The sequence below is a fragment of the Acinetobacter sp. A2 genome (assembly GCF_012371325.1).
Taxonomy (GTDB): Bacteria; Pseudomonadota; Gammaproteobacteria; order Pseudomonadales; family Moraxellaceae; genus Acinetobacter.
Map to the genome: position 1 here is coordinate 1 of NZ_JAAZQX010000025.1, position 13,104 is coordinate 13,104.

Genomic DNA, 13,104 nt, shown 5'->3' on the forward strand with positions numbered 1-13,104 from the left:
TATAGCGGTCATTTTGGACTGCTCAACATGTTAACTTTGGAGCAAGCAGTGACAATCCAAATACTTCATCAACAAGGCATTTAGTTGGGCACAGTGACTTGACCATTCTGCGCATTAAAGTGAACAAAGCGTGGACAACCACCTTGAAAGTTCACCGTAAAATTACGCCAACCACGGTTGCCAGGATTGGTTTTATAAAGACATTGATAAACCCCACCGCCTGTATGACGTGCTTGAACAAGGTAGGATTCACTGGCTTGTGCAAACCAGCCTGCCTGCGCCAAAGATGCGCCTGCAAGTAGTGATGAAATCAGGGTCGTTTTTAGGAAAGTTTTAAACATCATCATTTTCTCTTTTTTATAGGCATCACTGGTCTTGGTCTTAATCAGACACAGTGTTCCCCATGTCATAAATGTTGGAATGAATATCTATGTTTTTTGAAGTGTTATAGACGATAAAGCACACAAATCTATGCCCCTCAAAACAGCATGAGAGATTCATCTTCATATCGGTAATATGTACTTGAAAAAGTTTTATTCTTAGAAAGTTATCGACACAGCGATGCATGGAATACACAGCATCAGGTCTAATCACCAATCGGCACAAACATAAAAAAAGAGATATATAAAAGACGGTCTTGATGTAAGCGCATGGCGTACTCCTTGTGTGAAAGAGTTCTACCAGAATCACTGTCAATTGATGGTGGCAGAACGAGAAAGGGTTGACAGACTGACACACAAGAATCAGCACGCACAAGGCGTCCCTCCCTCGCCCTACCGCAACGAAGGGGGACGAACGAGTTCGCCACCAAAAAATTACTTTTTTGATGTGCTTGTGTGTAAACGGTCTGTCAAAACCGACTGACGATGTAGGTCAGCAGGCTAAGGATAATCTGCACGCTGTAGAGCGTCAAGCAAGCTAAATAAATGGGGAGTGAAAATATTTATAATTAAAAAATGTTTGAATAAGAATTTAGTTAGATTTAAATACAGCTTATTAAACTATATTCCTTAATCTTCCAAATACCACCAAAAGAAATCAATCCAATCCAAAATTTGATGAGGGGTAGGTTGAGGGGTAAAACTACAGACAAAAAAATAAGCCCTTGCAAATACAAGGGCTTATCTTAAAATTTGGCGGAAGCGGTGAGATTCGAACTCACGGAGGACTCACACCCTCGTCGGTTTTCAAGACCGGTGCATTAAACCGCTCTGCCACGCTTCCAATGGCGGCTATCATATAAAGAAAAATTCAGCTTGGCAAATATTTTCTAAAAATTATGCTTCAAATGTACAAAATAAAATCAAAAATTAGCCATCTTGTGTGATTTCAGGCTTTTCATAACGTATTGAATTAATAAACCAGCTCTTTTTACCTAAAGGTGTGTGTACGTCTACTTCATCATCTATCTGTTTAGACAGCAAAGCCCGTGCCATAGGAGATTCAATTGAAATATGCTGCGGGTGATGATCATAAATTTCATCTACTCCCACAATTCTTAGCGTCTTTTGCTCGCCTTGTTCATTTTCAATTTCGACCCACGCACCAAAATACACTTTCCCCTCTTGTTCAGGAGAAAAATCGACTATACGTAACTCTTCTAAACGCTTACCTAAGTACCGCACCCGACGGTCTATTTCACGCAACCTTTTCTTATTATAGTGGTAATCCGCATTTTCCGACCGATCGCCAAGGCTTGCTGCCCAGTTCACTTTTTTCGTGATTTCAGGTCGTTCTTCATGCCATAAATGTTGTAGTTCAGCGACCAGTTTATCGTGTCCAGAACGTGTAATTAAGTTAGATTTCACGGTGTTTTTGCTGCCATTTTTTTACATTTGGTTAACATCAATCGTCTATTTTATTGCATTTTTCTACACAACTAAAGTTTATAAACTTTATTCCTCAATAAAATTAATATCTTATGTTACATTTTTCAAAAAATTGGTGTACAAAATTTGACATCCAAAAATTTCGTCTTTATTATTCGCACATCTTTTTATATTGTTCAATTTTTAACCCGTGTAGAAATTCTACACATGTTTCCCTTTAATCCCAAGTCATTTTGAATGACGTCATGACTGCCCAACCCTTATTGAATTTATCAAACTTGAAAAAGTTCAAGGCATGTTGCCTTTGCTTTTTAGGGCATAAATTACTTGTAGCGGAGCCAACATGCACAGTAGTTCAACGTCTGGGTCTAGGCTTAGCCTTCACTCATTTTTTAATCGTCTTCCTTTAAAAGTCCTTGCTTTAAGTACTGCATTTCTCCCATTTCACAGTATTAACGCAGGCAAAACGGCCCATCAGTTTGACAACGTCGTCAATCAAAATAAATTGACCGTCGTTTCAGTAGCCAATTCAACGACTGTCTTTAAAGATGGACAGCATTTACATGGCTTTGGTTATGACCTAGTGCGTAACTATGCCGAAAGCATGAATGTGAAACTCGAATTTAAAACTGTGAGCGACAATGCCACAGCTTTAAAATGGGTTTCTTCTGGTAAAGCCAACTTTGCGATGACCACATCGAGTATCCAAAGTATCGAAAATCAGCAACTCACTGCATTTTCTGCCAGTTGTGGCGATTTAAATACCCTAAAGCGTAATGGCTTGAATAGCGAGCTGAACTGGGTGTTTAAACACGCAGATGATCCACTGAGCCAAACTGCAAGTAACTTTGTTTGCCGTGGCAAACAAAACGGTTCTATTAGTCAATTGGCTTCATTTTATAACCGTAATGTTGTTAAGCAAGAATCGTGGGATCTAATCCAGCGTGATTTGCGTAATCGTCTACCTTTATATAAGGCAAACTTTAAAAAGACAGCAACACAGTATGATTTGGACTGGCATCTTTTGGCAGCTATTGGTTATCAGGAATCTTACCTAAAACCTAATTCTGTATCGCCAACGGGTGTGCGTGGCATTATGATGCTGACCAACAATACAGCCAAAGCAATGGGTGTCAGTAACCGTACCGATCCTGCTCAAAGTATTCAGGGTGGTGCCAAGTATTATGATCAGATGCTAAACCGCTATGATCATATTCCGTTCCCTGATCGTAACTGGTACGCACTGGTGGCTTATAACATGGGTCCAGGCGCAGTCAGTCAGATTCAGAAGCGAATTCGTGCGCAAGGTAAGAACCCAAATAACTGGGTGAACTTATATGCTTATTTAGACCGTAACAAAGCCAGCAATGGACGTTATCGTCAAGCGGTGCAATACGTGACCCGTATTCGTGCTTATTTAGAGCATATTAAGACCACACCACAATTGGTTAACATCTAAGTCGCTTAAATCGCAAATTTGATTTTGTAGCTTCTTATTTATAGCCCAAATAAAAAAGCCTAGTTGATACGTCAGCTAGGCTTTTTTAATGCTGTAGCGGCAATAAATACCCACTACAGCAGAAATGACTTTAATTAAGCAGATTGCTCAAGAATCTTCTTAAACAAATCTTTTTGTTCTTGGCTTGGTTTTGCAGTTTGCAATGCCATTAATTGTGACATATCACCCTGTACTTTGATTTTACCTGTCATGAAAGCCTGCATTGCAGCAGCCATATCAAATTCTAAGAATACTTTGCGTAAGGTTTCCGCATCCATATTTAATGTTGTTTTCGCGTTGTCCGCCAAACCTTTTTGGATTTTACCGCCATCTAAAGACAACTCGGTGTTGCCTGCAGCATCAGTCACCACTAAGTTAATTGCTAGATTTGCCAATGCAGGAGGTAAATTTAAATCACCAGCTTGAGCCGTTAAGTTTTCTACAGTCGCAAACCAATCATCAGTTAAAAAAGCAGGCATGATTCTTCCTCAATATATTTGTGCATGTGTGTTGTCTATCCAGACACCATCATTATTAAGCTATTTTGCTTGATGATTGTTATAGCATGATAACCTGAATAAAGGCTAAGAAATTTTGTACGGGACGTTCAGTTTTTGTATATTTAATACTTTATCAAATAAATCAATAGCATAAAAAAACACCAAGCCGAAGCTTGGTGTTTATATTGAATCTAAGATTAACGCACTCTTTAAACTTAGTCTGCAGCGTAGCCTAAATTGACCATATTGATGCGCTTGTTCTGCTCAGCAGCATTTTGTTCAACCTGATCTGCAAAATCAAATACACGCTGGCTATCTAAAGCTTCAAAGTCAAATAATTCGCGATCTGCCAATTGGGATGGCGATACATTCTGCAAAGCACCAAAAATACTATGTAAACGCTTAGGATGCGCTTTATCCCACTCACGCAGCATGTCGTTAATAATCGCACGTTGTAAGTTTTCCTGTGAACCACACAAGTTACACGGAATAATTGGGAATTTGCGCATTTCTGCATATTTGATGATGTCTTTTTCTTCCACATAAGCCAATGGACGAATCAACATATTTTTCTTGTCTGAAGAAAGTAGCTTTGGCGGCATCGCCTTTAAACTGCCCCCATGGAACAAGTTCAAGAAAAAAGTCGCCAAAATATCATCACGGTGATGTCCAAGCGCCACTTTGGTCGCACCAATTTCCTGTGCGAAGCCATAGAGCGAACCACGGCGCAAACGTGAACATACCGCACAATAGGTTTTTCCTTCAGGGGTTAAACGCTTGGTGATGCTATAGGTGTCTTTTTCCAAAATATAATACGGAATGTTATTTTCTTCTAAATAACGCGGTAATACATCTTCAGGGAAACCAGGTTGCTTTTGGTCTAGGTTGACTGCCACCACATCAAAATTGATTGGCGCAATACGTTTAAACTGCAACATAATGTCCAGCAAGGTATAACTGTCTTTCCCGCCAGAAATACACACCATGACTTTATCGCCATCTTCAATCATATTGAAGTCACGAATCGCATGCCCGACTTGGCGACGCAGCTTTTTCAACAAACGATAATACGCAGAGCTGGTTGGGAGTTCTGGCTTGAAATTAAATCCTTGATCGGACTCAACGGGTGAGAACATAGACGAGATTAACCCATGAAAAAAATTACCGCGCAATTTTAGCCGATTCAGACCAACATCGCATCAAAAGAATGCAAATTCATCGGAATCAAAATTTTTGTCATCGGGCTGTATTGAACCGCATGTTATTTTGAACCTTCGCGTTCAGTTTTTCGGCAAGATGCTTATCTTTTGGACTTTTCCACAGTTTTCCACAAATCCTGTGGATAACTTTGTGGATTTAAAACAACTTGACAAGGCCTCTTGCCGATATTCTAAGGCTTCTCTTTAAATTGATCATTTTGTGATCATTTTTATTTTAAATAAAAATCAATGATTTAAGTGTGTCAAGCTAAGCCAATTAAAAAAAAATAAATATTTTTTTTGATTACTCTGTCAGCAATTTCGCTTGATTTTTTTCGCTACTCCTGTAAATGAATTTGTACAAAGTCTTTTCATCTGTGAGATTTTTGTTAAACTCGTAACAACTGTTTGGGGACAGCTTTTAGTGTAATCACACCATGAAAAATAAAATGAAGGTTTTTTTACTGTGTTTTTTTGGATCTGTTAGTAGCATGCCATTGCTTACGGCTGCACATGCAGGTCAGATTTATATGTATAAAGACAATAATGGCAGCACCCTACTGACCAATCGTAAAAGTAACGACCGTTCCCTAAAAAAAGTTAAAGTCACCTATTACGCAGACAGCAATATTCACAGCTATCGCAACTGGGGTTCATCTGAAGCTTCAGTATTGCCAAGTTATAGCCGCAATAAAAATGCCTTTGACCATATTATTCAGCAAGCCGCACAACAACATGGCATCTCTGAAGGTTTAATTAAAGCGGTCATGCATACCGAATCGGGCTTTAATGTAAACGCACGTTCCCCTGTTGGTGCGCAAGGTTTAATGCAGCTTATGCCTGCGACAGCACGTCGTTTTAATGTCAGCAATGCTTATGATCCGCATCAAAACATTATGGCGGGTGCAAAATATTTAGCATGGTTATTAAAACGCTTTAATGGCAATACCACCTTGGCCTTGGCAGGTTATAACGCAGGTGAAGGCAACGTCGCAAAATACGGCGGTGTACCACCTTTTCGTGAAACACAGGACTACGTCCGTCGTGTTACCAGCCGCTATAGCAACCTATATGCCAATGGGGTGAGCGCTGGTAGCCCTCAAAATAATAATACTTCAAGCAGCAGTACTGCCCAAAATGCACAAATTATTGCGCAGTCAGATAATTATAGCGCCAGCAACCATCAAGTCAGCGTGAACAAACGCCCACAACGACAAATTATTATGGCTGCAGATGGTAGCTTTACCGATGCCCCAACGGGCTCTTATGCCACGGGCAATGCCACTGCATCGGCACGTATTTTCATTTCAGAATAAAGTCGATATTTTTGGTACAGTTTTATTATTTTTTCTTGAATTTTTAAGACATACACCGCATATTTAACGACATGATTTATTAACAAATCAGATTACATTTTCAATATAAGAGGATTTACTCAATGATGCGGATTGGTTTGTTCTTGCTAACCAACCTCGCGGTACTGGTTGTAGCTGGCATAATTTTGTCACTCTTCGGTGTCGGTAGTTACCATGGCGCGGGTGGCTTAAACCTAGGCAACCTGTTGGTCATCTGTTTTGTCTTTGGTATGGTTGGCTCTTTAATTTCTCTATTCATGTCTAAATGGATGGCGAAAAAAACAACTGGGACTGAATTAATTGACCCAAATGCCCCTCGTAACCAAGCTGAAGCGTGGTTATTAAATGAAGTTGCACAATTGTCGCAACGTGCTGGTATTAAAATGCCAGAAGTGGGTATTTTCCCTTCTTATCAATCTAATGCTTTTGCAACGGGTTGGAACAAAAATGATGCTTTAGTGGCTGTATCTACTGGCTTGCTTGAGCGCATGAATAAAGATGAATTACGCGCGGTACTGGCACACGAAATTGGCCACGTTGCCAATGGTGACATGGTTACACTGGCACTGATTCAAGGTGTTGTGAACGCATTTGTTATGTTCTTTGCTCGTGTTGCAGGTGACTTTATTGACCGTAATGTCTTTGGTCGTGAAGATGGCGAAGCCCCAGGCTTAGCTTACTTTGCAATTACCATTGTATTAGATATTGTCTTTGGTATTTTGGCATCTTCAATTGTGATGTGGTTCTCGCGTCAACGTGAATACCGTGCAGATGAAGCAGGTGCACGTTTAGCAGGTAAACAAGCTATGATTTCTGCGTTATTGCGTTTACAAGCAGAGTCTGAAATGCCTGATGCTATGCCAAAAGAAATGAAAGCTTTTGCAATTTCTGCTGGTAAGGAACAAGGTTTTAGTTTGGCCGCATTGTTCCAAACTCACCCGAGCATTGAACAACGTGTTGCGGCATTACAACAATTAAACTTGCCTTAAGACTGTTCAACACATTGTGCTTTCACAACAAAAAAGCTTCCTTCGGGAAGCTTTTTTTATGACTGCATGCAAGCCAAAAGCCAAACTTTACTTATTTTATACTGCAAAAGTTTGTGACCACTGCCACAACCAGTTTGCGCCCAACCACATAGCCCAAACGAGCAAGATTAAAAACAGTACTCCCAATAAATCGGGTAAATGAATCCAAAGCCATGCCACAACAGGATTACGCCAAAATGCTGACTGCTGCTGTTTACGTTCCAATCGCTCATGTAAAAAAGGATGTACCACATGATGCTCACTGTGAATCTGATATTCTTCACGGATATGCGTATGCACTACATCTAAAGCTTTACGGCTTGGACGAATAAATACATCAAATACTGTGCCGACAATTGGCACAAAACCAACTACTGCATCCATCACAGCAAGTTTAATCACGGGAGTGAGTTTGGTTTGTGGTACACCAATTTGTTTGGCTTTATAAATCGCATAACAGGTCAGTGCAAAACCTGCGACATCCCCCGCGACAGGTACAGTGCCTAATGCGGCATCTGCTCCCACGCCCTGCTTGGTAAATGGAATACGCACCACAGAATCCATCATATTGGCAAACTTGGCTAAATCGCGCTCTAAGCGAATCACCTCTTGCTGGCTAAGTTTTTTTGAAGATGCAGGTTCTGGCATAGAAAACGTATCGTTGGGTAAATGCAATCTACTTGAGAATAAAGCAGTTTTTTACTCAGGTCTGTTATGATTTTATAAACAGAATTTTGATCAATGCAAAAAGTTTAAGATGAGGTCTTGAATAAGTCATCATCACCGACAGTGTTTAAAGTAACAACTGTGAAGCAATAAATAAGTACACCACCACGCCCGTTGCATCACAAATCGAGGTTACCAAAGGCGCAGAGGCACTGGCAGGGTCTAGTTTCAGGCGATGCAAAATAAAAGGCAAACTCATGCCAATTAAACAGCCCATCAGCACAATGCCCATCATACTCAAAGCCAACACCAGTGAAACCATAAGATCGCCACGGTAATAGCCTAAAATTGAAACCGCAAAAGCCATAGTTCCACCCAAACATAGCGCCACCAAACTTTCACGTCCGAGTAAATGCAGCCAATCTTTAAATTGCACATCACCTGTAGCCAGTGCCCGTACCATTAAGGTCGCAGACTGAGAACCCGCATTACCACCACTACCGACCAAAAGCGGCAAGAAAAAAACCAGTACAATATGTGCTGCAATAATGTCTTCATAATGCGCAATGCCAATTCCAGACAATAAACTGCCAAATACCAAAATCACCAACCAAAACACACGTTTGCGATATAAAAATAAAATTGGCGCAGTTTTTATACTCATGCCAGGTGAAGACGCTACCGCACTCGACTTTAAAAAGTCCTCCGTAGTTTCAGCCTGTACCACATCCATTGCATCGTCATAAGTGACAATCCCCAACAAATGCTGTTCATCATCTACAATCGGCAAGGCTAGGAAATCATAATGACTGAGCTTTAGGGCAATACTTTCCTGATCTTCAGTGACCAAACCCGTCACCAAGTCGGTACACATCACCTGTTTAATTTTTTGCTCAGGCGGATTTTGAATAATCTCTCTTAAAGAAATGACGCCCAGCAGTTTCATGGCCGCATCTACAATATAAATCAGGTATAAAGTTTCCCGATCTGCTGTCATTGTGCGCAGTTCATCTATGGCTTGCTGCATATTTAATTCAGGCGAAAGCACCACAAAGTCGGAGCTCATAATGGCGCCAGCCGACTCTTCGGGATAATGCGCCAAGGACTGAATTTGAGCGCGCTTTTCTTCTGCAATATTTAAGCTGATATAGCGCTGTAAATTGGGGGACAGTAATTTATATAAGTCTGTGCGATCATCCGAATGCATCTCTGAAATCAAAGCAACCAATTTCAGAGGAGCAATGGTTTCAGCAATTTTTAGCTGTGAATGTAAGGGCAAAAACTCCATCACCAAGGCAGCACTGTCTAATTGTTCAATTAAACTGACCTGAGCTTGCAGACTTAAATACTGTATTAAATCGGCTAAATCGGCAGGGTTAATATTTTGAATCATCTCCTGCACGGCACTGTATTGATGTGATTGCAGTGCATGTTCTAACTGTTCAGTGTGTAAAAGTTTCATGCCAAACACCAATACCATCAGCCCACGGGCGTAGCCAAATACGAATGAAATATGAGCTAAAGATTTTCACAGTATTTAGTAAATTTAAGATTAAGCTTGCTAATTTTACAGGCTTGAGCTTGGAGCAACATCATAGCCTAAAACTCAGCTAAGCATTTCATTAAAATCATTTTTTAAGCGATAACAAGCTTAGATTTTTTGTACTTTAGGTTTAAACACCGAACGAATCAACACATACATAAACGGAATAAAAATTAAGACTAAAATTGTGCCAAACACTACCCCACCCAACACACTTACGCCAATTTCCTGACGGCTTGCTGCGCCTGCACCAAAAGCGAAGACCAATGGTAATATACCTGCGCCAAATGCCAATGAAGTCATTAAAATTGGTCTAAGCCGTAAACTCGCACCTTCTAAAGCAGCTTGCACCACTTGTTTTCCCTGCTGCTGCGCCACAGAGGCAAATTCCACAATTAATATTGCATTTTTACAAGACAAACCAATGGTGGTCAGTAAGGCAATTTGAAAATAAATGTCGTTAGGAAAGCCGGCAAAATAACTAAATAGAATATTGCCACCTATACCCAATGGAATTGCAGTCATTACTGCGGTTGGAATGCTCCAGCTTTCATACAAGGCAGCCAAACACAGAAAAATAAAACCAATTGAAACCAAATATAAAATTAAGGCTTGAGCGCTGGACTGATTTTCTTCATAAGACAATCCACTCCATGCCAAATCTATTCCTTGTTGCTGTGCAACTAATTGTTCCAAATCACGCATAGCCTGACCAGAACTTTTGCCTTCTGTCGTATCGGCTTCCATTTGCAAGGCGCTATATCCCATGAAACGATTGACCACTTCAGGCCCACCACCCCAGCTTAGCTGGGCAAACTGGCTAAATGGCACCATCTGGTTTTGTTGATTACGTACCGACCACTGATATAAATCTTCAGGTTGAGCACGAAACTCTGCATCGCCTTGCATAATCACACGTTTAATTCGGCCGCGATCAATAAAATCATTAATATAATTGCCACCCCATGCAGCCGACAAAGTGCTGTTGATTGCAGTTTGGGTTAGACCCGCTGCCATGGCTTGTTTCTGATCCATCGTGACATTTAATTCAGCTTTTTCTGGGTTAGCACGCTGATCCAAATTTTCAAAACTTGAGTATTGGCTCGCTTGCTTCGCTAAGTTCTCAAACTGTTGCGTTAAAAAGTCCCGCCCTGCACCATTCACATCCCGAATCCAAAACTCTAGACTGTCGGTTTGCCCCAAGCCACGTACTGAAGCAGGCAATCCAATCATAATCTGGGCATCAGGATGCTGACGAAAATGTTGCATCGCCCGTTCACGAATGGCTTCTGCAGTATTCGCTTTACCCGTTCGTTCATCCCAATGTTTAAGTGCTATAAAGCCTTGGCCTAAATTCTGTCCCGTTCCCGAAAAATTACGTCCATAGCGCAGCATCACCAAGTCAACATTGTCTGCCTCTTGCTGCATAAAATATTCACGGACACTTTCTCCCACTTCTCGGCTTTTCGATAATGGCGCACCTTCTTGCAATTTAATCTGGACAGATAACATGCCTTGATCTTCATTGGGAATAAAACTGGTTGGCAAGGCACGGTAAAATAAGGCAAAGACCGTGAGCAAACTGGCAAAAACAACCAGACAGATGCTCTTATGTTGCATGGTCCATGCAGAAAGCTGGAGATAGCGTTGTTTGAATTGTTCCAGTTTTTGATTAAACCACAACGCCCATTTTGCAGGCTGTGGATTCGGCTTTAAAATCAAAGCACATAATGCAGGCGTTAAAATGAGCGCAACCAGTAAGGATAAAGACATTGCCGTAACCAACGTAATGGAAAACTGACGATAGATCACGCCTGTTGACCCACCAAAAAACGCCATAGGAATAAATACTGCTGTCAGTACTAAAGTAATACCCACCAAAGCACCACTAATTTCCTGCATGGATGCAATGGCGGCCTGTTTAGCGTTTAGCTGCTGTTCATGCATTAAGCGCTCTACGTTCTCCACCACCACAATCGCATCATCCACCAATAAACCAATCGCCAAGACCAACGCAAATAAAGTCAGGGTATTGATGCTCATGCCAAATACTTGCAGAATGGCCATTGTCCCCAAAATCACCACAGGCACAGTCACGGTGGGAATAAGCGTGGCACGCCAATTCTGTAAAAATAGGAACATGACTATCACGACTAAAATGACCGCTTCAATTAAAGTTTTCACCACTTCTTTAATTGATTCCTGCACAAATGGCGTGTTGTCTCTTGGAAATACGATTTGATAGCCATCAGGTAACTGTTGTTTTAAGTGCTGTATTTCTTTTTGAATTAAAGCTGAGGTTTGCAGCGCATTCGCCCCTGAAGATAAGGAAATCCCCATACCTGCCGATGGAAAACCATTAATGGTATTAAAACTTTGGTAATTTTCTGCGCCCAACTCAATCCGTGCAACATCTTTTAAATAAACAAAGCCGCCTGTTTGATTGGCCTTTAAAATAATATTTTCAAATTCTTCTACAGTTTTTAAGCGTGAACCTGACGTAACTTTGGCATTGAGGTATTGATCTTGAGCAGTCGGTAACTCTCCTATTGCCCCTGCGGCAACCTGCGTATTTTGCGCTTGTACTGCTGCCTGAATATCGCTGGGCATTAATGCATATTGCTTAAGCTTTAAGGGATTTAGCCAAATTCGCATGGCATATTGTGAACCAAAAACATCGACCTCTCCTACACCCTCAATACGGGCAAGGTCTTGTTCCAAATGGCTCATCATATAATCTGATAAAGCAATATTGCTGCTTTTGCCTGTAGCATCGTACAAGCCAATCACCATGTGCATATCACCCAGCGATTTGAACACATTTACACCCTGACGTTGCACATCTTCAGGTAAACGGTTGATTGCACCATTAATGGCATTTTGCACTTGTACTTGTGCGGTATCTGGATTGGTTCCATTTTCAAAGCTGATACTAATTCGGCTCCGACCCGAAGAATCACTGCTCGAGCTAAAATACAGCAGATGATCCAGCCCTCGAATCTGCTGCTCCAGCACCTGGGTCACGCTCTCCTCCACTGTTTCTGCCGAAGCTCCAGTATAAGTGGCACTCACGGTAATGCGGGGTGGTGCAATATCCGGATAACGCTCGACCGGCAAACCTAAAATGGAAAAAATACCAAACGCCATGACAATAATGGCCAGGACTCCAGCAAAAATAGGACGTTCAATAAAAAATTTTGACAGCATAAAACAGGATCACTTTTCGGTGGCAGCGTTGTTATTTAAGTCTTGCTAGAGCATCAAATTTATCAGCAAAATCAGAAAGCTTAAAAGGGTTTCTCAAATTACCACAGCTAAATAGATCTTCTATGACGACCTATCAAAAAATGCAGTTTTGTCACAAAAATATTGATTGGTCTTCATTTTTTCTCACAGATTTTTGTATTTGCCCTCCCAATTTTGGGATAGCTCCTAGATTCATCTTATTTCTATACTTCTGACATAACAATTTGGATGACAAGGAAT

At 41.0% G+C, this 13,104-nt stretch carries 10 protein-coding genes and 1 tRNA gene; 3 read left to right on the top strand and 8 right to left on the bottom strand.

From position 1 onward, the window contains the following. Nucleotides 1-80 precede the first annotated feature (80 nt). The 3 genes from HHA43_RS09850 to greB all read right to left on the bottom strand — a co-directional run bounded on the left by HHA43_RS09850 (nucleotide 81) and on the right by greB (nucleotide 1,808). The gene (locus tag HHA43_RS09850; RefSeq protein ID WP_002058491.1) at nucleotides 81-341 is read right to left on the bottom strand and encodes a hypothetical protein; all 261 of its coding nucleotides are present in this window, start codon (nucleotides 339-341) and stop codon (nucleotides 81-83) included. 793 nt (nucleotides 342-1,134) lie between these two features. Further along, nucleotides 1,135-1,224: transfer RNA gene (locus HHA43_RS09855), tRNA-Ser, on the bottom strand. 86 nt (nucleotides 1,225-1,310) lie between these two features. Next, nucleotides 1,311-1,808, bottom strand: coding sequence for a transcription elongation factor GreB (gene greB / locus HHA43_RS09860; protein WP_168542542.1), 498 nt, complete (start codon nucleotides 1,806-1,808; stop codon nucleotides 1,311-1,313). A gap of 364 nt (nucleotides 1,809-2,172) precedes the next feature. On the opposite strand from greB, the gene HHA43_RS09865 reads away from it, so the two are divergent. Continuing rightward, a complete protein-coding gene (locus tag HHA43_RS09865; RefSeq protein ID WP_168418827.1) occupies nucleotides 2,173-3,288 on the top strand; it encodes a transglycosylase SLT domain-containing protein in 1,116 nt (371 codons plus the stop codon). A gap of 134 nt (nucleotides 3,289-3,422) precedes the next feature. On the opposite strand, the gene HHA43_RS09870 is transcribed toward HHA43_RS09865, so the two are convergent. Both HHA43_RS09870 and ttcA read right to left on the bottom strand, forming a co-directional pair. Continuing rightward, nucleotides 3,423-3,806, bottom strand: coding sequence for an SCP2 sterol-binding domain-containing protein (locus tag HHA43_RS09870; protein WP_004972111.1), 384 nt, complete (start codon nucleotides 3,804-3,806; stop codon nucleotides 3,423-3,425). 236 nt (nucleotides 3,807-4,042) lie between these two features. After that, nucleotides 4,043-4,963: a tRNA 2-thiocytidine(32) synthetase TtcA gene (gene ttcA, locus HHA43_RS09875; RefSeq protein WP_168418828.1), complete on the bottom strand. Its 921-nt coding sequence runs from the start codon at nucleotides 4,961-4,963 to the stop codon at nucleotides 4,043-4,045. Nucleotides 4,964-5,475: 512 nt separating this feature from the next. Between ttcA and HHA43_RS09880 the strand changes: the two genes are divergently transcribed. Next, nucleotides 5,476-6,342: a lytic transglycosylase domain-containing protein gene (locus HHA43_RS09880; protein ID WP_413784400.1), complete on the top strand. Its 867-nt coding sequence runs from the start codon at nucleotides 5,476-5,478 to the stop codon at nucleotides 6,340-6,342. A gap of 122 nt (nucleotides 6,343-6,464) precedes the next feature. Further along, nucleotides 6,465-7,370, top strand: coding sequence for a protease HtpX (htpX, locus tag HHA43_RS09885; protein ID WP_168418829.1), 906 nt, complete (start codon nucleotides 6,465-6,467; stop codon nucleotides 7,368-7,370). A 96-nt stretch (nucleotides 7,371-7,466) separates the two neighbouring features. Here htpX and HHA43_RS09890 read toward each other — a convergent pair whose 3' ends face one another. The 3 genes from HHA43_RS09890 to HHA43_RS09900 all read right to left on the bottom strand — a co-directional run bounded on the left by HHA43_RS09890 (nucleotide 7,467) and on the right by HHA43_RS09900 (nucleotide 12,825). After that, a complete protein-coding gene (locus HHA43_RS09890; protein ID WP_168542544.1) occupies nucleotides 7,467-8,057 on the bottom strand; it encodes a DUF4112 domain-containing protein in 591 nt (196 codons plus the stop codon). A gap of 145 nt (nucleotides 8,058-8,202) precedes the next feature. Next, the gene (gene mgtE, locus HHA43_RS09895) at nucleotides 8,203-9,537 is read right to left on the bottom strand and encodes a magnesium transporter (RefSeq protein WP_168542546.1); all 1,335 of its coding nucleotides are present in this window, start codon (nucleotides 9,535-9,537) and stop codon (nucleotides 8,203-8,205) included. Nucleotides 9,538-9,726: 189 nt separating this feature from the next. Beyond that, the gene (locus HHA43_RS09900; protein WP_168542548.1) at nucleotides 9,727-12,825 is read right to left on the bottom strand and encodes a multidrug efflux RND transporter permease subunit; all 3,099 of its coding nucleotides are present in this window, start codon (nucleotides 12,823-12,825) and stop codon (nucleotides 9,727-9,729) included. Between the last annotated feature and the right edge of the window lie 279 nt (nucleotides 12,826-13,104).